The sequence below is a fragment of the Achromobacter sp. K91 genome, assembly GCF_003576205.1.
In the GTDB taxonomy this organism is placed as follows: domain Bacteria; phylum Pseudomonadota; class Gammaproteobacteria; order Burkholderiales; family Burkholderiaceae_B; genus Achromobacter; species Achromobacter aegrifaciens.
The window spans coordinates 215,694-233,392 of record NZ_QWFB01000031.1 but is presented as its reverse complement, the minus strand read 5'-3'; the positions used below and the strand labels follow the sequence as shown (position 1 = coordinate 233,392).

At 65.9% G+C, this 17,699-nt stretch carries 19 protein-coding genes; 9 read left to right on the top strand and 10 right to left on the bottom strand.

Annotation, left to right across the window (positions count from 1 at the left end):
• Positions 1 to 5: 5 nt before the first annotated feature.
• Both DXK93_RS14465 and DXK93_RS14460 read right to left on the bottom strand, forming a co-directional pair.
• A complete protein-coding gene (locus tag DXK93_RS14465) occupies positions 6 to 578 on the bottom strand; it encodes a redoxin domain-containing protein (RefSeq protein ID WP_119450406.1) in 573 nt (190 codons plus the stop codon).
• Between the two features lie 61 nt (positions 579 to 639).
• On the bottom strand, positions 640 to 1,185 hold the full coding sequence (locus DXK93_RS14460) for a carboxymuconolactone decarboxylase family protein (RefSeq protein ID WP_054452124.1): 546 nt from the start codon (positions 1,183 to 1,185) through the stop codon (positions 640 to 642).
• A gap of 122 nt (positions 1,186 to 1,307) precedes the next feature.
• Between DXK93_RS14460 and DXK93_RS14455 the strand changes: the two genes are divergently transcribed.
• From DXK93_RS14455 to DXK93_RS14430, 6 genes are all read left to right on the top strand, one after another.
• The gene (locus DXK93_RS14455) at positions 1,308 to 2,174 is read left to right on the top strand and encodes an AraC family transcriptional regulator (protein WP_054452123.1); all 867 of its coding nucleotides are present in this window, start codon (positions 1,308 to 1,310) and stop codon (positions 2,172 to 2,174) included.
• Positions 2,175 to 2,281: 107 nt separating this feature from the next.
• Positions 2,282 to 3,124 carry a YggS family pyridoxal phosphate-dependent enzyme gene (locus tag DXK93_RS14450; RefSeq protein WP_119450405.1) on the top strand — a complete coding sequence of 281 codons (843 nt, stop codon included), beginning with the start codon at positions 2,282 to 2,284 and terminating at the stop codon, positions 3,122 to 3,124.
• 5 nt (positions 3,125 to 3,129) lie between these two features.
• A complete protein-coding gene (locus DXK93_RS14445) occupies positions 3,130 to 3,402 on the top strand; it encodes a cytoplasmic protein (protein WP_119450404.1) in 273 nt (90 codons plus the stop codon).
• 11 nt (positions 3,403 to 3,413) lie between these two features.
• Positions 3,414 to 4,109, top strand: a complete 696-nt coding sequence (locus DXK93_RS14440; protein WP_054452120.1) for a glutamine amidotransferase — start codon at positions 3,414 to 3,416, stop codon at positions 4,107 to 4,109.
• A 261-nt stretch (positions 4,110 to 4,370) separates the two neighbouring features.
• Positions 4,371 to 4,856 carry a cupin domain-containing protein gene (locus tag DXK93_RS14435; protein WP_054452119.1) on the top strand — a complete coding sequence of 162 codons (486 nt, stop codon included), beginning with the start codon at positions 4,371 to 4,373 and terminating at the stop codon, positions 4,854 to 4,856.
• A gap of 33 nt (positions 4,857 to 4,889) precedes the next feature.
• The gene (locus DXK93_RS14430) at positions 4,890 to 6,236 is read left to right on the top strand and encodes an MFS transporter (RefSeq protein ID WP_119450403.1); all 1,347 of its coding nucleotides are present in this window, start codon (positions 4,890 to 4,892) and stop codon (positions 6,234 to 6,236) included.
• On the opposite strand, the gene DXK93_RS14425 is transcribed toward DXK93_RS14430, so the two are convergent.
• From DXK93_RS14425 to DXK93_RS14410, 4 genes are all read right to left on the bottom strand, one after another.
• A complete protein-coding gene (locus tag DXK93_RS14425) occupies positions 6,208 to 6,885 on the bottom strand; it encodes a GntR family transcriptional regulator (RefSeq protein ID WP_119450402.1) in 678 nt (225 codons plus the stop codon). The genes DXK93_RS14430 and DXK93_RS14425 overlap by 29 nt on opposite strands.
• Positions 6,886 to 7,029: 144 nt before the next feature.
• Positions 7,030 to 7,773 (bottom strand): GntR family transcriptional regulator, encoded by a 744-nt coding sequence (locus DXK93_RS14420; protein ID WP_119450401.1) that lies wholly within the window; start codon positions 7,771 to 7,773, stop codon positions 7,030 to 7,032.
• 45 nt (positions 7,774 to 7,818) lie between these two features.
• Positions 7,819 to 8,784 (bottom strand): tripartite tricarboxylate transporter substrate binding protein, encoded by a 966-nt coding sequence (locus tag DXK93_RS14415; protein ID WP_158598559.1) that lies wholly within the window; start codon positions 8,782 to 8,784, stop codon positions 7,819 to 7,821.
• Between the two features lie 104 nt (positions 8,785 to 8,888).
• A complete protein-coding gene (locus DXK93_RS14410) occupies positions 8,889 to 9,335 on the bottom strand; it encodes a cupin domain-containing protein (RefSeq protein WP_054452115.1) in 447 nt (148 codons plus the stop codon).
• Between the two features lie 173 nt (positions 9,336 to 9,508).
• Between DXK93_RS14410 and DXK93_RS14405 the strand changes: the two genes are divergently transcribed.
• Positions 9,509 to 10,390: a dihydrodipicolinate synthase family protein gene (locus DXK93_RS14405; RefSeq protein WP_119450399.1), complete on the top strand. Its 882-nt coding sequence runs from the start codon at positions 9,509 to 9,511 to the stop codon at positions 10,388 to 10,390.
• Positions 10,387 to 11,352 (top strand): tripartite tricarboxylate transporter substrate binding protein, encoded by a 966-nt coding sequence (locus DXK93_RS14400; RefSeq protein ID WP_119450398.1) that lies wholly within the window; start codon positions 10,387 to 10,389, stop codon positions 11,350 to 11,352. The genes DXK93_RS14405 and DXK93_RS14400 overlap by 4 nt, the downstream gene beginning before the upstream one ends.
• A 12-nt stretch (positions 11,353 to 11,364) precedes the next feature.
• On the opposite strand, the gene DXK93_RS14395 is transcribed toward DXK93_RS14400, so the two are convergent.
• The gene (locus DXK93_RS14395) at positions 11,365 to 12,270 is read right to left on the bottom strand and encodes a LysR family transcriptional regulator (protein WP_119450397.1); all 906 of its coding nucleotides are present in this window, start codon (positions 12,268 to 12,270) and stop codon (positions 11,365 to 11,367) included.
• 40 nt (positions 12,271 to 12,310) lie between these two features.
• On the bottom strand, positions 12,311 to 13,393 hold the full coding sequence (serC, locus tag DXK93_RS14390; RefSeq protein ID WP_119450396.1) for a 3-phosphoserine/phosphohydroxythreonine transaminase: 1,083 nt from the start codon (positions 13,391 to 13,393) through the stop codon (positions 12,311 to 12,313).
• A 131-nt stretch (positions 13,394 to 13,524) separates the two neighbouring features.
• On the opposite strand from serC, the gene DXK93_RS14385 reads away from it, so the two are divergent.
• Entirely contained in the window at positions 13,525 to 15,018 is a 1,494-nt protein-coding gene (locus DXK93_RS14385; RefSeq protein ID WP_119450395.1) for a PLP-dependent aminotransferase family protein, read from the top strand.
• 6 nt (positions 15,019 to 15,024) lie between these two features.
• On the opposite strand, the gene DXK93_RS14380 is transcribed toward DXK93_RS14385, so the two are convergent.
• Both DXK93_RS14380 and DXK93_RS14375 read right to left on the bottom strand, forming a co-directional pair.
• Positions 15,025 to 16,323: a serine hydroxymethyltransferase gene (locus DXK93_RS14380; RefSeq protein WP_305000460.1), complete on the bottom strand. Its 1,299-nt coding sequence runs from the start codon at positions 16,321 to 16,323 to the stop codon at positions 15,025 to 15,027.
• A 39-nt stretch (positions 16,324 to 16,362) separates the two neighbouring features.
• A complete protein-coding gene (locus tag DXK93_RS14375; protein ID WP_054452108.1) occupies positions 16,363 to 17,562 on the bottom strand; it encodes a benzoate/H(+) symporter BenE family transporter in 1,200 nt (399 codons plus the stop codon).
• Between the last annotated feature and the right edge of the window lie 137 nt (positions 17,563 to 17,699).

Below are 17,699 nucleotides of genomic sequence, written 5' to 3'. Positions count from 1 at the left end.
GGCGTCTAGCGCGGACGCGGCGCGGGGCAGCTTAGCGCGTCGCACTCGTCGCGGGCGGGATCATCGGATGCGGCCGCGTGTGCCGCAGGAACATCGTTCTCCGCCAGCAGCCTCCCTATGGCTGCGCCCAGGGCCAGGTCGTCGATGCTGCCAAAGTGCTGCAGGCGCACGCGTCCCTGGCGGTCCAACAAGACCAGGCTGGGCGTGCCGCGCAAACCGTAGGCTTGCATGGTCATCGGGATGGCGCCCGTCGCCGCTGGCCGGTCTATGCCGATGGGAAAACTCCACCGGTACTCGTGATTGAAGGCCCGCAGCGCGGCGGGCCCCATGACGTCGTGGTGTTCGAACACGGTGTGCAGGCCGATGACCGCGACCTCCTGGCCGCGGAACAGTCTGTGCACGCGTTCGGCCTGCGGCAACCCATGCGACAGGCACCCGGGGCATAGCATCTGGAACGCATGCAGCAGCACGACCTTGCCGCGCAGGGCGGCGAGTTCGATGGGACCGTCCGCATTCAGCCATTCGTCCGCCAGCAAGGGCGGGGGCAGTGCGTCGGCCAGGGTGTCTGATCGGGACATCTGAATGCTCCTCTGATGCGGCCGGCGGGGCGATGACGCCCCGCCGGCCGCTGTGGTCGTGCTATGCGGCGCGGCGCAGCTTCACGGCCGGGAAATCCACCGGCACGGCAAACGCCACGTTGACGTAGTTGGTGAACAGGTTGAGCGCGACGTGCGCCAGGATCTCGACGATCTCCTGGTCGCTGTAGCCAGCCGCGCGTACGGCCTGCACGTCGGCTTCGCCCACTTGCCCGCGCGCTTCCACCAGCTTGAGCGCAAAGCGCAGCGCCGCAGCTGTCTTGGGATCGGCGGCGTCACCGCCTTGCGCGGCCGCCATTTCTTCGGCGCTGGCGCCTGCCTTGCGGCCCAGGGCCGTGTGGGCCGCAAGGCAGTATTCGCAAGCGTTGCGGTCGGCCACCGCCACCGCGATCTGTTCGCCCAGCTTGGCGGGAATGACCCCGCCGCCCAGCGCGCCGAAGGCGCCCCACATGCTCTGCAGCGCAGCCGGCGAATTGGCCACGGCCTTGAACATGTTCGGCGTTGCGCCAAAGGCGCCGTGGATCTGCGTGAGCAGCGCCTTGCGGTCCGCGCTGGCGCTGCTGGCATCGATAAGAGGAACTCGGGACATGTCGGTAACTCCTGGAAATGAAAAAAAGGCCGCCGATATCGGACGGGCTGGAGAAATCGTACGTAGAATGCCTGGACGTATGGTGTTATTTAATCCATGAAAAATGTCATTTCGTCCAAGATATGAGCAATCCTCTTCCCATCCAGGTTGACCGGCTGTCGGCGCTGCTGGACCGTTTCCGGGTGCGCGCCACGCTGTTTCACACGGGGGCGCTATGCGGCACCCAGGCCTTCGAAGCCGTGCCGGGGCGCGGCTTTCTGCACGTGCTGCGCCGGGGCGAGATGGAGGTGAGGCATCGCCCGGGCGAGACCGCTACGCCGCGCCTGCGCCTGGCCGAGCCGACCCTGCTGTTCTACCCGCGCGCCGTGCATCACGAATTCGTGAACCCGCCGCGGGACGGCTCGGATTTCACCTGCGCGGCGTTGGATTTCGATGGCGGCGAACGCAATCCCATCGTCCAGTCGCTGCCGTCCGTGGTGCGGATCCCGCTGGACGCGGTCGAAGGCTTGCGGCCGGCGCTGGACCTGCTGTTCGCCGAGGCGGATCAGGTGCGCTGCGGTTCACGCCTGTTGGCCGACCGCCTGTTCGAGGTGGTCTTGATCCAGCTGCTCAGGTGGATACTCGACCATCCGGAGGAAGTGGGTGTGACCAGCGGTCTGGTGATGGGCCTGTCCGATCCGCGTCTGGCCAGGGCGTTGGTGGCGCTGCACCGCTCGCCCTATGAAGACTGGTCGCTTGCGCGGATGGCGGCGATGGCGGGCATGTCGCGCAGCGCCTTTGCAGCGGCCTTCAAGGATGCTACCGGCGCCACGCCCGCGGCCTACCTGACCGATTGGCGCTTGAGCCTGGCGGCGTCCATGATGCGGTCCGGCCGCGCGGTCAAGCTGGTGGCGGCGGAGCTGGGATTTGCCAGCGCCTCGTCCTTGTCCAAAGCGTTCCGGCAGCGGATGGGTGTTTCGCCGCGCGAGTGGCTGGCGGCCAACGCGTAGCATCGGCCGCCTGCGCGACGGCGTGATAATATTGACCTATGACAAAACTTTAAACGGCATAAGCGTAATGGAAAGCGCCCGCCGTTGTTCCTCCGCGAGGTTCAGGCATGAGCGAGCAAGACCCAGGGCAAGACAAGGGCACCCAGACACAGCATGACCAGCATGGCCGCTGGCCGCAGGCGCAGTCGGTCGAAGACTTCCGCCACAACCTGGCCACGGTCAACGGACGCATCGCCGATGCCGCGCGCCGCGCCGGGCGCGATCCGGCCACGGTGCGCCTGCTGCCCGTGAGCAAGACGGTGGAGGAAGCGCGCATCCGGCTGGCCTACGAGGCTGGCTGCCGCTACCTGGGCGAGAACAAGCTGCAGGAAGTTTCGAGGAAATGGGAAGCCATGGCCGACCTGACCGATCTGCGATGGTCGGTCATCGGCCACCTGCAGACCAACAAGGCCAAGCTCGTGGCCCGCTATGCGGCCGAGTTCCAGGCGCTCGACAGCCTGCGGGTCGCTGAGGCGCTCGACCGCCGGCTGCAAGCGGAAGGGCGCCAGCTGGACGTTTTCGTGCAGGTCAACACCTCGGGCGAAGCCAGCAAGTATGGGCTGCAGCCGGACGAGACGGCGGCCTTTCTGCGCGAATTGCCCGCGTTTTCGGGACTGCGGGTGCGCGGTCTGATGACCCTGGCGCTGTTTTCGGCCGAAGCCGCGCGCGTGCGCGAGTGCTTCGTGCTGTTGCGCACGCTGCGCGACCAATTGCGCCAGGACGCGCCCGCGGGCATCGGCCTGGAAGATTTGTCCATGGGCATGTCGGGCGACTACGAGATCGCCATCGAGGAAGGGGCCACCGTGGTCCGCGTCGGTCAAGCCATCTTCGGCGCGCGCAACACGCCGGATTCCTACTACTGGCCGACCGACAACGGCGCGGAATCGCGCGCGTCCGGCTCTCAGGAGTAGCGCGCATGCCGGTGTACCGACTCATCATCAAGCGCGACGGCCGCCTGATCGGTCATTTCGAATCCACTGCGGCGTCCGCGCTGGACGACAGCCGCGACATCGCGGCGCGCCTGCCGGCCAAGGACGGCTATCAGCTCAGCCTGCAGGTCGCCGAGGGCGAACGGCGCCTGCTGGAAAGCACGCCGCAAGGCATACGGTTGCTGGCATCGGAAAACCTGTTCGTCTCAACCCCCGAAGGCTTGCTGGGCGAGCTGGACCGCCATCCGAGCCCGCAATAGGAGTTCCTGGAATGAGCCTCAGCGCTTTGGCGATCCGCCACGTTCCCTTTGAAGACCTGGGCATATTGGCGCCGGTCTTGGCCGATCGCGGCTACAGCGTGCGATACCTGGAGGCCGGCGTCGACGCCATCGACTCCGCCACCGTGGCTAACGCCGACCTCGTCGTGATCCTGGGCGGCCCCATCGGCGTCTATGAAACCGGCCGCTATCCCTTCCTGGAGCCGGAGCTGCGCGCCATCGCGCAACGCCTGCGCCAGGACAAACCGACCCTGGGCATATGTCTGGGCGCGCAACTCATGGCGGCAGCGTTGGGCGCGGACGTGGTGTCCACCGGCCGCGCCGAGATCGGCTATGCGCCGTTGACCCTTACGCAACAAGGGCAGGATTCCGTGCTGAGCGCGGTCGGGTCGGTGCCGGTGCTGCATTGGCATGGGGACCAGTTCGCGATCCCCGAAGGTGCGGCGCGCCTGGCCGAAACGCCGGGCTTCCCGAACCAGGCGTTTGCGCTGGGACCCAGGATACTGGGCCTGCAGTTCCATCTGGAGGCGGATTCCGCACAGATCGAACGTTGGCTCATCGGCCATGCCTGCGAACTGAGCCTGCGCCAGATTGATCCCGCGGTGATCCGCGAGGACGCGCGGCGTTATGGTCCCCAGCTTGAACACGTCGCGCGCCAGGCGATCGAGCAATGGTTGGACCAGATCTGAGTCTGTCCTATGCCCTGGCGCGTCCTGGCGACGAGGACGCTGCGCAACCATAGCCTTGCATAGGCGCAAGGGGCGCGCTGCGCCCCGTTCCAATTCGCCGCGGCCTGCGGCTCTCGGCGCTTCTTCCGCTCGCCATTTCTACCGCTGAATCTAAGGGTTAAACCCAGTAGCCGCTTCGATGTCCGATGAATAGGATCCCGTTTCATACAAATGGGATCCCATTTGTGTTTGTCACTTTTCTTTCTTCAGGACGGACAGCACATGACCAGCATCGACACCATCACAGGCAAGAAGATCATCAACGAGGGCGGCCGCGGCGGTCCGCTGACCGAGGACCACCAGGGCATGCGCGCCCGCCACGAGGACGACCTCGAGTGGACCAACCTGCGCTACGAAGGCCAGTTCGCAAAGATGATGTTCCATCCGACGGCGGAGGATCCGACCATTCCGAACGCCGGCATCGTGCGCTACGAAAAGGGTTCGGGACACCCGCTGCACAACCATTACTTCGCGCAGATCTGGTACATCCTGGACGGCAAGTTCCTCATCGAAGGCAAGCTCCACGGCAAGGGTTCGATGATCTTCCATCCGGATCCCCATTTCGAAAGCAAGCTGGAAACCATCGAGGCCGGCACGATTCTGTATGTGCAGTACGTCGGCCCGCACACCCGCCAGGGCGCGATCTACGAAGGCCGCTTCAACGTCAGCGAGCGCAAGAGCCTGGCGGAAGAGACCACCGCCGTGTAGTCGGGCGAAAAAAAGAAAACAAGGGAGACCGGGATGAACGCCATCTCACAACAGCCGTCCTCGCGCTCGAAGAAGCATTACGTGACCGCGGGACTGTCCAGCATGATCGGGACCACCATCGAGTGGTATGACTTCTTTCTATACGGCATTGCGGCAGCGCTGATTTTCAACAAGATCTACTTTCCCGCGATCGATCCCATCAGCGGGACGCTGGCGGCCTTCGGCACCTATGCGGTCGGTTTCATTGCGCGGCCGCTGGGCGGCATCGTGTTCGGCCATTTCGGCGACCGCGTCGGCCGCAAGTCGATGCTGATGATCAGCCTGATGCTGATGGGCGTGCCCACCATCCTGATCGGACTGACGCCCAGCTACGAGACGATCGGCTACTGGGGCGCAGTGGCCCTGGTCTTCTTCCGTTTCCTGCAAGGCCTGGCGGTGGGCGGCGAGTGGGGCGGAGCCGTGTTGATGGCGGTAGAGCATGCCCCCGAAGGCAAGAAGGGCCTGTTCGGCAGCCTGCCGCAAGTCGGGGTCGCGCCCGGCCTGATCCTGTCGTCGCTGGCGATGGGCGCGGTCTCCAGGCTACCGGAGGCGGATATGCTGAGCTGGGGCTGGCGGCTGCCATTCCTTGCAAGCGTGTTCCTGCTGCTGGTCGGTTGGTACATCCGGGCCAAGGTCAGCGAATCGCCGGAATTCAAGCAGGCGCAGGCCCAGCCGAAACCGGACGCGCTGCCCTTGAAGACGGTGCTCCGAGAGCACAAGGTTCCCGTGTTGACCGCACTGGTGGCCTGCATCTCCGAAAAGACCTGGTTCTATACGCTGGCGACGTTTTCATTGACCTATGCCGTGGGTACGCTGGGGCTGCCGCGTGAAACCATATTGACGGGTGTCATTTGGGGAGCGGTCGGTGCATTGTTCACCATCCCGCTGTTCGGGTTGCTGGGCGACATGATCAGCAAGCGGGCGATATTCATCGCCGGCGCGCTGGGGATCTCGCTGTTCAGCGCGACATTCTTCTCGCTGCTGGATGAGAAGACGGCTTATCACACGAACATCGCGATGCTGGTGGCGTTCGGCTTGGTATACGCCGCGATGTATGCGCAGGAATCCAGCCTCTTTTCCAGCATGTTCCCGCCGGACGTCCGCTATACCGGCATCTCGCTGGCCGTGCAGATAGGCGGGGCGATAGGCGGCGGCACCGCGCCGCTGGTGGCGACGTACCTGCTGTCCCTGGGCGGAGGGTCGCCGCGGTTCATCGTGCTGTATCTGGCGGGGCTGGGATTGATCGCGGCAGCCTGCGGCGTGTTGATGCGTCCCTATGGGAAGCCGCAAGGCGCGAGCGGCGCAAAGCTGGCTAGCGCCGCGACTCCATCCATTCGATGACGAGTTCAGTCGTCCGGGATATGTGCGTGGCCATCGCTTCGCGAGCGGCGGGGCCATTGCGCAAGGTCAGCGCCGTGATGATGTCCTCGTGCTGTTTGATGTTCTCTTCCATCAGGCGGGGTGGCATCTTGGAGGCGAACCCCAGCACGTTGGAAACGATGCTGCCCTGCAACTCGGCGACCAGCTCGTGCAGACGTTCGTTGTGGCTGGCCTGGGTGATCAGGCTGTGGAATTTGGCGTTGAACTTCAGCCAGTCGGAACCGCTTTCGCTGCGCACGCGCGAGCGCAGGGCGTCGGCGTAGTGCTTCTGGTGCTGCGCCAGCAGTTCCAGGTCATGGTCGTCGATCCAGTCCACCGCCAGTTGCGCGGCCAGCCCTTCGAGTTCGGCGCGGATCTGGAAGGCTTCGCGGATGGCGCGGATGGATGGCACGGTGACCACGGCGCGGCCGGTACTGGTCAGCGTAATGGCGCGCCGCGCTTCGAGAAACCGCAAGGCCTCGCGGATGGGCGTGCGGCTGGTTTCGAACTCGGTCGCCAGCTCGTACTGGCTCAAGGCATCGCCGGGCAGGTATTGCCCGTTCCTGATCCGCCGCAGAATTTCTTCCGAAATCTCGATCGAGGATCTAGACGTGTTCCTGGTCTCGCTCATGCTCGAATCCGTGTCGCTTCCTGTGCGGGTCGGCAGGCGCTCCACGGCTTGCGAGTGGCCAGGCTGATCCATGTCCCTGGCGTCTGCGTTGCGCCCTTCCGCCGGCATGGTAGCACGTGGCTTTCGGCCGAATCGGGGCCGCGGCTACCGTGGCGGCTTGCGGCCTTCAGGACGCTTTTGCAGCCAGTCCACCACGAACTCCCCGGACTCATGGATATGCGCGCGCATGGCGGCGCGCGACGCCGCGGTGTCGCGCGCCGTCAGCGCTTCGACGACGGCCGCATGATGTTCGATGTTCTTCTTCATGCGGGCCTCGTACATGCCCAGCACGGTCATGTTGAGAATGTTCTTGGTGTAGTCCGTGTGCAGGTCCTTGATGATGCGCTCCAGCGACGGATTGCCGGCGGCGCGGAAGATCAGGGCATGAAACTCCTGGTTCTTGACGACCCAATGCCGCATGGGCGCGGCGGCCTGGCGCGGCGCGGCCGAGCCGCCCGCGTTGACCTCGGCGTAGAGCGCGGCGACCGCCTCGGCGCATTCGGCGTGCGCGGCCTGCAGTCTTTGCAGGTCGGCGTCGGAGATCCAGCGTGCCGCCAGTTCCGCCGCCATGCCTTCCAGCTCGCCGCGCAGCCAGTAGTTCGCGCCTATGTCCTTGAGGGTCGGCGCCACCACCGTGGCGCCGTAGCGCGGCTGCTGCACGATCAGGCCCTTGGTCTCCAGCTGCCGGAACGCTTCGCGCACCGGCGTGCGGCTGACGTCGTATTCTTCGGCCAGGGTCTCCTGCCGCAGCTTCTGTCCGGGCGCATATGCGCCATTGAAGATCTTCGCGGAGATCGAATCCACCAGATGCTGCACCAGCTCTTCCGCGGCGGGATAAATGCGATCCATGGCCTGACTCCCCTGTTCTTGACGGCTGCGGCGATCCTCCGCGGGCTATTTTCCGGGCTCCGCGGAGAATACCAGTCGCCACTTCTGCTGTTCCTGGCGCATGCGCTCCAGAAAGACCTGCGACCCCGCGGGCATGGGCTGGCTGCCTTGCGCATGGAGCTGCGCCATGCCCTCGCTCTGCGCCACCGCCTGCATCGCTTGTTCCAGCTTGTCGAGGATGCTCTGGGGCGTGGCGGCAGGCGCTACGAGTCCGGATATCGAGCCCACATCGAAATCGCCGCCCAGGGCTTCGCGGGCGGCGGGAACGTCAGCCAAATTTGACACCCGCTGTGCCGAGGTTACGCCCAGCGCCCGCATCCGTCCGGACTGTATGAATGGTCCGACCACCACGGTCTCTACCGCCGTCACGTCCACCACGCCCGAAAGCAGGGCGGTGGCGGCTTCCGCGCCGCTCTTGTAGGGCACATGCATGAGCGTGGCGCCGGTCTGTCGCTGCATCAGGGCGAATACCTGGTGTATCGAGGTGCCTTGTCCGGAGCTGGCGAAGGAGACGGCATCCGGCTTGCTGCGGGCCCGCGTCACCAGCGCCGGCAGGTCCTGGATCGGGGAGTCTTGTGGCACGACCAGGGCCAGCGGCGTGTTGGCGATCATGGAGACGTAGGCGAAATCCTTGAGCGCGTCGTAGTTCAGCTGCTTGTGGATGAGCGGATTGACCGCGACCATGCCGTTGGTGATCACCATCAACGTGTAGCCGTCGGGCTTGGCACGGGCCACGATGTCGGCGGCGATATTGCCGCCGGCGCCCGGCTTGTTCTCTACGACCACCGGCTTGCCGAGCTCGGCTTGAAGCTGTTTGGCCACGGTGCGGGCGGTGAGGTCGGTGATGCCGCCGGCGCCGAACGGCACGACCAGCGTGATGGGGCGTTCGGGCCAGTCGGTGGCGGCTTGGGCCAGGCCGCCAAGCGCCAGCGTCAAGCACACGAGGCAGGCGCGCAGAAGAGGGGCGTGCATGAGGGTTGTCTCCTTGGAATTTTCTATTTCTTGGTATGCCGGCCGGTCCATGCCGGCCATGGACGGCCGCCGATCATGGCTGCCGCCCGGGGAACCGCGGGGAATCAGTGTTCGAGGTCCTGCTCGGTGATCGCGGGCGGCTCGCCCTTGATGTTCATGCGGCCTTCGTACACCGGCCGGCCGCCGGTCGTTGGGCCTTGGTACTGGACGAAGAACAAGGTGCCGCCCGTTTCGGTGCTGAGCGCTTCCTCGATGTGCGGGTCCGGATGGAACACCACGGTGCCGGGGCCGTACATCTTTCCGCCCATGTTGAATTCCCCTTCGATCACGTACCAGACCTGGGCGAAGTCGTGCTTGTGCAGGCGGAAGCCCGCGCCGGGTTCATAGCGGAGAAATCCTGCGTTGGGCTCGGTGAGGCGTTCCGCCCGCGTATGGAAAAGGAACTTCGTCTTGTTCTTGAACCGGCCCATTTCCCATTCCATGTCCTCCGGCCTGCGGTACTCGGGCATGTGATGGGTCTGCGCCTGGTCGAGAACGTCATTGCTGCTCATGGCTTGCTCCTTGGTGATAGACCGGGAAAGTCTATCGGCCTTGTGCGGGAATTACTGGATACAAGATTTGCCTGTACTGCAGTGTGGGCGGGAGGTATCAGGCGCCCTGGAAATAGGTATTGGACCGGCCTGGGCGGCGTCCCTAGACTGCAAGCCAACATGGAGAACGAGCGATGCACTTGAAGGGAATCATCGGCTATCTGCTGACGCCTTGCGATGAACGCGGGCGGGTGGACCATGCGCTCTTGGAAGCGCACGTCGAGCGGCTGATCGGCGAGGGCGTGCATGCGCTGGCGCCGCTGGGCAGCGTCGGCTGCCTGCCTTACCTGGACGACGGCGAGCGCGAGGCCGTCATCGACACGGTCATCCGCGCGGCAAGCGGGCGGCTGCCCGTGCTCGCGGGCGTGTCCAGCCTGAGTACCGCCAGCACGGTGCGTCACGCGCGCTACGCCGAACGCGCGGGCGCCGCAGCCTTGCAGCTATTGCCTAGCACCTACTGGAAGTTGACCCAGGACGAAATCCACGCCTACTACCGCGAGGTCTGCCAGTCGGTCTCCACACCGGTGATGGTCTACAACAATCCGTTCACGACGGGCATGGATCTGCCCGTCGAGTTCCTGGCCCGGCTGGCCGAGCTACCCAACGTCACCATGATCAAGGAAAGCAGTCCGGACCCGACGAAGATCGCGCGGCTGCGCGCGGCCTGCCCGGACCGGACCGCGGTGTACATCGGCCTGAATTGCATGGCGCGGACCGGGTTTGCGGAAGGGGCGGCGGGTTGGTGCACGGCGTCGGCCAACGTCAGCGCGTCGTTTGCCCTGAACCTGTATCGCTGCGCCATGGCCGGCGACGCGCGCGGCGCGGACGAATGGTTCGGCCGCCAGATCGATCTCTTGAACTTTCTCATGGACCATGGCTTGCCGCGGACCGTGGCCGCGGGCTTGCGCTTGCGCGGCCTGGACAGCGGCCATCTGCGCGCGCCCCTCGCGCCGTTGGCCCCGGACCTGGAACAACGGCTTCTTGAAATCCTCAAAAAAATGGAGATCGCGCGATGAATAAGGGATTGCGCCGCTGCATGGCGGCTTTGTTGGGTGTAGTGCTTCCCGCTGCGGCGGCATGGGCGGGGTCGTATCCCGACCAGCCCATACGCCTGATCGTGCCGTTCGGCGCCGGCGGCGTGACCGACACCACGGCGCGGGTGTTCGCCGAGGGCCTCACGCGCGAGCTGGGCCAGCCGGTGGTGGTGGAGAACCGCGGCGGCGCGGGCGGCTCGATCGCCGCGGGCGCGGTGGCGAAGTCGCCGGCCGACGGCTATACGCTGCTGGTGATCACCAACGGCATGGTCGCGGTCAATCCGCTGATCTACAAGAAGCTGCCCTATGATCCGAACAAGGACTTCACCTACGTCGCGATGCTGGCCAATACGCCGACGGTGCTGGCGGTGGGTGCGGACAGTCCATATGCATCGTTGCCGGAAATCATCAAGGCCGCCTCGGCCAAGGCTGACAATATCGCGTTCTCCACGGCCGGCGAGGGCTCCGACAACTATCAAGTTCTGGAGCTGCTGCAACAGGCGACCGGCGTGAAGATGCTGCACGTGCCTTACAAGAGCGGATCGGAGTCCATGACGGCCGTGATGAGCCGCAACACGGATCTGACGGCCGTTTCCGCCGTCACCGCGGTGGGTTTCGTCGAGGCCAAGCAGATTCGTCCTTACGCGGTGACGTCGTCGCGACGCCTGGCCAATCTGCCTGACATTCCCACGGTCAAGGAAGTGCTGGGCAAGGACGTGGAAGGCGGGTCGCTGTCGGGTATTGCCGTTCCCAAAGGCACGCCGGCCGATGTGGTTGAGCGCCTGAACATGGCCATTGCCGTGGTGGCAAAAAGCCCATCGGTGCAGGACAAGATCTACGCGCGTGGCAGCGAACCCGTGGATGGATCGCAAGCGGCGTTCGAGCAGCGGGTCGTGGCCGAACAGAAAAAATGGGCGGGCATTCTTTCGCGTCCGGCGCAGTAAGCCCCGGGGGCGTCAGGCGGCTGGCGCGCCCAGCACCTCGCGCGCCGTGTCGATGAACCAGCGGACTGCCGGATTCATGGACTGGGCGGGCGCTGCCAACGCCATGGCGTAGGTCAGGGGCGCGCCCTCCACGTCCATGAGGTCCACATATGCCACGTTGTCGATGGCGATCCGGCGCAGCGCCGCCGGCACGATGGCGACCCCCAGGCCCGCGGCGATGAGCGGCAGGCTGATGAGGGCGTGGGACGATTCCTGCAGAACCCGGGGATGAAACCCCGCGCGCTGGCAGGCCGCGACGATCTCTCCCGCGAACCCGGGGCTGTCGGAGTGCGCCAGGGTCACCAGCGTTTCATCCGACAGGTCCGAGAGCCTGGCGCTTTTCATGCCTGCCACCCGATGGCCCGCAGGCACGGCCAGCGCCAGCCGTTCGCGCTGCAAGCCCGTGATTGCGATGCCCGGCATCCCGGACGCGGGCGGCACCAGGAATGCCGCGTCCAGCTCGCCGCGCTGCAATCCTGCCAGGATGCCGACGGTGCTGCCGCTGGTCAGTCGCAGGCGTATGTGCGGAAAGCGCTGCGTAAACTCGGGCAGGATGCGCGGCAGCAGGTTCAACGCGGCGCTGGGCACCGCGCATACCCGCAGCGTGCCCATACGTCCTTCGGCCGCATCGCGTGCACTCTGCAGCGCGGCATCGGCGCCTTCCAGCAGGCGCTTCGCTTCGCGCAGAAAAGCGCCGCCGGCGACCGTGAGGCGCACGCCCAGGCGGTCCCGTTCGAAGAGGTCTGCACCAATCTCGGTTTCGAGCCGTTTGATTGCGACGCTGAGCGGAGGCTGGGTCATGTGCAGCCGGGCGGCCGCCTTGCGATAGTTCAATTCCGTGGCCAGAACCACGAACTGCCTGAGCTGCCTGAAATCCATGCTGGTCTCCCCGTGCTTTCTTAGGGCCGTCGCGCCGGCTTCAGCCCCGCGTGCGCTGGAAGTCTGTCATGAAATCGGCCAGCGCGGCCGCAGCGGGCAGCTCCACCGCGTTGTACAGACTGGCTCGGATGCCGCCGGTGTGGGCGTGTCCTTTCAACCCCATGAGCCCGGCGCTCTCGGCCTGGCGCAGAAACAAGGGCTCCAGCGCGGAATCGGCCAGGAAGAACGGCACGTTGTTGATGGACCGGAATTCCGGCCGGACCTTGTTGAAGTAGAAGCCGTCGCTGGCGTCGATGGCGCGGTACAGCAGCCCGGCCTTGGCCTGATTGGCCTGATGGATGCGTTCCACGCCGCCGGTCCGGCGGATCCAACGCAGCGTCAGTCCGGTCAGATACCAGGAGAAGGTGGCGGGCGTGTTGAGCATCGAGTCCGCCCGCGCCGCGTGCGCATAGTTCAGCACGTCGGGCGTGATGGGCAGCGCGCCGTCCAGCAGGGCTTCGTCCAACACCACGACCGTGACGCCGGCGGGCCCCATGTTTTTCTGCGCGGCGGCGTAGATCAGACCGTGCCGGGACACGTCGATGGGCTTGGACAGCAGGCTGGAGCAGGCATCGCACACCAGCGGGACGGGCGCGTCCGGCGCGGCGGGGAACTGCACGCCATGCACCGTCTCGTTCTCCGTGTAGTGCAGATAGGCCGCATCGGCGTCGAGCTGCCATTCGCCGGGCGCAGGGATGCGGTCGAAGCCCGATGCCTCGCTGCTGGCCGCGACGCGGACCTTGCAGTAGCGCCGGGCCGCATCGATGGCCTTGCCGGACCAGAGCCCCGTGTGAAGGTAATCCGCCGACGCCTTGCCGCGCAGCAGGTTCATCGGCACCTGCGAGAACTGCAACGAAGCACCACCTTGCAGGAACAGCACCTTGTAGCGGTCGGGGATCTGCAGGATGGCCCGCAGGTCCGATTCCGCCTGGCGTGCGATATCGATGAACACGCGCGAGCGATGGCTGATTTCCATTACCGACATGCCGGTGCCCGCGAAATCGAAGAACTCTTCGTGCGCCTCCTGCAGCACTTCCAGCGGCAGCGCGGCCGGACCAGCGCTGAAGTTGTATGACCTTGCCATATTTTCCGATTCTGCCCCGCCTGGCGCGGGCTCCTGCATGGTTACGCCCGCGGTTGCCGTGGCGATCGGGTGAGTCTACGGATAGAATGGCTGGCCCGGACAGGCCAGTTTTCTTCTTGTGAGCAGACCACATGCCTAAGACCTTCGAGCTGGATACGCTGAGGATGCGCATGAACGATGCGGAGCTCCAGCGCCTGGAGCTGCATCAGAGAATTCAGCGGGCGCTGCGCGCCCTGATCCTCGACGGTGCGCTGGGGCCTGGCCTCAGGCTGCCCGCCACCCGCGGGCTGGCCAAGTCGCTGGGGGTGGCGCGCGATACAGTGGAGAATGCCTATGTGCATTTGCACCGCGATGGCTACATCGTGCGGCGCGAGGGCTCGGGCAGCTACGTGTCGCAGACCGTGAGCACCGAACTGCGCGGCGCCGCGCGTAGGCGCGCGAAGCTGGACAACAAGCTGGGCGCACTACCGCCGGGGGCAGGCCTGAGCCGGCGCGGGCGCATGATCCTGGACAGCGGCGGGGTCGCGGACCAGCAGGTCATCAAGGCGTTCGCCACGGGCCTGCCGGAAACCCGCAGCTTTCCCACCGACGTCTGGGAACGGCTGCAGCGCCAGGTCTTGAAGGACTACCGCAGCCATGTGCTGCTGCATGGCGACCCGCAGGGCGCCGAGCCCTTGCGCCGCGCCATCGCCGCCTACCTGAACCTGGAGCGCGGGGCCAAGGTCTTGCCCGAGCAGGTGCTGGTGTTGAGCAGCACCCGCCAGGCCTTGTTTCTGTGCGCGCAATTGCTGACGGACGCCGGCAAGCCCATTCTGATGGAAAACCCCGGCTACTTCGGCGCCCGCAAGGCCTTCGAATCCGCGGAAACGCGGATCGTGCCCATCGACGTCGACGCGCAGGGCATACGCACGGACCTGCTGCGCGCGGACCGCAGCGGCGCCAACTGCGTGTACGTGACGCCGTCGCACCAATACCCCACCGGCGTGACGCTATCGCTTGAGCGCAGGCTGGATCTGATCGGCTGGGCGGCGGAGCACGGCAAATGGATCATCGAGGACGACTACGACAGCGAATTCCACTACGACGGCCTGCCTACGGCCTGCGTGCAGGGGCTGGACATGCACCAGCGCACACTCTACCTGGGTACGTTCAGCAAGACGCTTTATCCGGGTCTCAGGATGGGATATATGGCGCTGCCGCCCGGCCTGGTCGATGCTTTTGCCCGTGCGCGCAGCATCATGGACGGGCATACGCCGCAGATCCTGCAGCTGACGCTGGCGCGCTTCATGGACGACGGCCACTACAACTCGCATGTGCGGGCCATGCGCAAGCTGTACGCGGGACGGCGGCAGGTATTGCTGGAGTCGCTAGGCAAGCAGCTGGGCGGCATCGTGCAGGCCTACAGGCCTCCTGGAGGCTTGCAGATCCCATGCTTGCTTGAGCGCGGATGGTCCGAGGAACAGACCATCCGCCAGGCCGAGGCCGCAGGCCTGCGGCTGCCCGGACTGAGCCGGCTCTATGCGGGCGATCACAAGCAGCAAGGATGGCTGCTGGGCTATGCGTCGTTGACGGCCTACGAGATCGACGCCGCGGTGCTGCGGCTGTCGAATGCACTGAAGCGCTAGGGCGCTTCAGTACGGCAGCGGGAAGCGCCTGGCCAGCCCGGCCACGCCTTCGCGGATGGCGCTTTCCGTGCGGGCGTCGACGGCCCCGGCGCGCACGCCGCCCAGCAAGGCCAGGATCATGTCGCCGATTTCCTGGAATTCGGCGGGTCCCATGCCGCGCGACGTGCAGGCGGCGCTGCCCACGCGTATGCCGGAGGTAACGGCCGGCTTGGCGGGGTCGTTGGGGACGGCGTTCTTGTTCAAGGTGATGCCAACCTGTTCCAGCGCTTGCTCCGCCGTATTACCGGTCAGTCCCCAGGGTCGCAGATCGACCACGCCCAGATGGCAGTCGGTGCCGCCCGACACGATGGACAGGCCGCCTTCGGCCAGCCGGCGGCACAGGACGCGCGCATTCTCGACCACGGCGTGGGCGTAGGTGCGGAAGGCGGGCTGCAGCGCTTCGCCCAGGGCCACGGCCTTGGCGGCGATGATGTGCATCAGCGGACCGCCCTGCAGGCCCGGGAATACGGCCGAATCGATCTTGCGGGCGAGTTCGGCGTCATCGGTCAGGATCATGCCCCCGCGCGGGCCGCGCAAGGTCTTGTGGGTGGTGGTGGTCGTGACGTGCGCATGCGGCACCGGCGAGGGATACGCGCCGGCCGCGGCCAGGCCGGCGAAATGCGCCATGTCCGCCATGAAGATCGCGCCCGTCTCATCGGCAATGGCGCGAAAACGCGCGAAGTCCAACGTGCGCGAGTAGGCCGAGCCGCCGGCGATGATGAGCTTGGGTCTTTCCTGGCGCGCGATGCGCTCGACCTCGTCCATGTCCACCCGATGCGTGGCCGGATCGACGCTGTAGCTCAGCGCCTGCAGCCAGCGTCCCGACATGTTGACCTTGGAGCCATGGGTCAGGTGTCCGCCCGCCCTCAGGTCCAGGCCCAGGATCTTGTCGCCGGGGGCCAGCAGCGCCAGGTAGACCGCCTGGTTGGCCTGGCTGCCCGAGTGGGGCTGTACGTTGGCGTAGCGGGCGCCGAACAGACGCGTGGCGCGCTCGATGGCGATCTCCTCGGTCACGTCCACGTTGACGCAGCCGCCATAGTAGCGGCGGCCAGGGTAGCCCTCTGCGTACTTGTTCGTCAGCACGGAGCCCTGGACTTCCAGCACCGCGCGGCTGACGAAGTTTTCGGAAGCGATGAGTTCTATCGAGTGCCTCTGCCGGCGCCGTTCGGCGTCGATGGCGCCCCAGATGCCGGGGTCGGCCTGCGCCAAGGGCAGGGCGCTGACGCAAGGCAGTGCGAGGCTGTCGGGAAGGTTGGGGTTCGTCACGGTGGTTCCTGTTTCGATGAACGTATGGAGATGAAGAGGTCAGGAATTGGCGGCCAGCGCCCGCTGGCCGCCATGGATGAGCAGGTGCGCGGTCAGGCCGGCGACCAGCCCCCAGAACGCGCCGCCCACGCCCAGCAGGGTGACGTTGGCGGCGGTGGCCAGAAAGGTGATGAGCGCGGTCTCCCGGGTGCGGGCGTCGGCCATCGCATTGGCCAGGCTGCCGCCGATCGCGCCCAGCAAGGCAAGGCCGGCCAGCGTGGTGATGAATGCCTTGGGCAGCACCATGAACAAGGTCGCCAGCGTGACGCCGAAGGTGCCCACCAGGATGTAGAACACGCCGCAGGCCAGGCCCGCGAGGTAGCGTTTGGCGGGATCCGGATGCGCATCCCGGCCGGTGCAGATCGCCGCGGTGATCGCCGCCACGTTGAAGGCGTGCGCGCCGAAGGGCGCCATGAGGAGCGAACCCAGGCCCGTCACGGTGAGGATCGGGTTCGCGCTGGTCTGATAGCCGTCGTTGCGCAGCACCAGCATGCCGGGCATGTATTGCCCCGTCAGCGTGATGATGAAGAGCGGCAGGGCGACGCCCAGCAAGGCCTGCAGCGAGAACTGCGGCATTTCGAAGACCGGCGCTGCGAGGCTGAGGTGGACTGCCGAGAAGTCGATGCGGCCTTGTGCGATGAGCAGCGCAAGGCCGATGACCAGGATGCCGACCACCGCAAAGCGCGAGGTATAGCGCTTGAGCAGCGCATAGGAGATGACCAGCACGATTACCAGCAGCGGATCGGCGCTGGCCCCGCCGAAGGCATTGACGCCGAATTGCAGCAGGATGCCGGCCAGCAGGCCGGCGGCAATGCCGCCCGGAATCATGCGCACCAGCTTCTCGAATGCGCCGGACAGGCCGAGCACGACGAAGCCCAGCGCCGACAGGACGTACGCGCCGATGACCTCGCCGTAGGGCGTGAAGGGCATCACGGTCGCCAGAAACGCCACGCCGGGCGTGGACCAGGCCGTAATGACGGGTGCCTTGTAGCGCCAGCTCAACAGTGTGCCGGTGATGCCGACGCCGATGGAAACCGCCCATACCCAGGACGCGGTCTGGGCAGGAGTCAGCCTGGCCAGCTCCGCCGCCTGGAACACCAGCACGAAGGTGCCGCCGTAGTTCACCAGCACCGAGATCAGGGCGGCGACGGTGGGGGAAAAGAAGTCGGCGGGTCTGAGGCCAGCCGGTGATGCGTTCATGATCAACTCCGCGTTCGTGGTGGGGCCAGGCCGCGCGGCGGCCGGGCTTGAACGGGGAGTCTAGGGTGCTGGCGGTATGTCGATACCTGCCACATTCATGAAAGTGGGCAGACCGCTTTCCTGACGGGAACAGCGCT

Coding starts and splice junctions, on each gene's coding strand:
- DXK93_RS14445 (WP_119450404.1), top strand. CDS start 3,130: ATGCCGGTGTACCGACTCATCATCAAGCGCGACGGCCGCCTGATCGGT.
- DXK93_RS14425 (WP_119450402.1), bottom strand. CDS start 6,885: ATGAGCGAGACCAGGAACACGTCTAGATCCTCGATCGAGATTTCGGAA.
- DXK93_RS14460 (WP_054452124.1), bottom strand. CDS start 1,185: ATGTCCCGAGTTCCTCTTATCGATGCCAGCAGCGCCAGCGCGGACCGC.
- DXK93_RS14375 (WP_054452108.1), bottom strand. CDS start 17,562: ATGAACGCATCACCGGCTGGCCTCAGACCCGCCGACTTCTTTTCCCCC.
- DXK93_RS14410 (WP_054452115.1), bottom strand. CDS start 9,335: ATGAGCAGCAATGACGTTCTCGACCAGGCGCAGACCCATCACATGCCC.
- DXK93_RS14435 (WP_054452119.1), top strand. CDS start 4,371: ATGACCAGCATCGACACCATCACAGGCAAGAAGATCATCAACGAGGGC.
- DXK93_RS14450 (WP_119450405.1), top strand. CDS start 2,282: ATGAGCGAGCAAGACCCAGGGCAAGACAAGGGCACCCAGACACAGCAT.
- DXK93_RS14405 (WP_119450399.1), top strand. CDS start 9,509: ATGCACTTGAAGGGAATCATCGGCTATCTGCTGACGCCTTGCGATGAA.
- DXK93_RS14455 (WP_054452123.1), top strand. CDS start 1,308: ATGAGCAATCCTCTTCCCATCCAGGTTGACCGGCTGTCGGCGCTGCTG.
- DXK93_RS14415 (WP_158598559.1), bottom strand. CDS start 8,784: ATGCACGCCCCTCTTCTGCGCGCCTGCCTCGTGTGCTTGACGCTGGCG.
- DXK93_RS14420 (WP_119450401.1), bottom strand. CDS start 7,773: ATGGATCGCATTTATCCCGCCGCGGAAGAGCTGGTGCAGCATCTGGTG.
- DXK93_RS14385 (WP_119450395.1), top strand. CDS start 13,525: ATGCCTAAGACCTTCGAGCTGGATACGCTGAGGATGCGCATGAACGAT.
- serC (WP_119450396.1), bottom strand. CDS start 13,393: ATGGCAAGGTCATACAACTTCAGCGCTGGTCCGGCCGCGCTGCCGCTG.
- DXK93_RS14465 (WP_119450406.1), bottom strand. CDS start 578: ATGTCCCGATCAGACACCCTGGCCGACGCACTGCCCCCGCCCTTGCTG.
- DXK93_RS14440 (WP_054452120.1), top strand. CDS start 3,414: ATGAGCCTCAGCGCTTTGGCGATCCGCCACGTTCCCTTTGAAGACCTG.
- DXK93_RS14400 (WP_119450398.1), top strand. CDS start 10,387: ATGAATAAGGGATTGCGCCGCTGCATGGCGGCTTTGTTGGGTGTAGTG.
- DXK93_RS14430 (WP_119450403.1), top strand. CDS start 4,890: ATGAACGCCATCTCACAACAGCCGTCCTCGCGCTCGAAGAAGCATTAC.
- DXK93_RS14395 (WP_119450397.1), bottom strand. CDS start 12,270: ATGGATTTCAGGCAGCTCAGGCAGTTCGTGGTTCTGGCCACGGAATTG.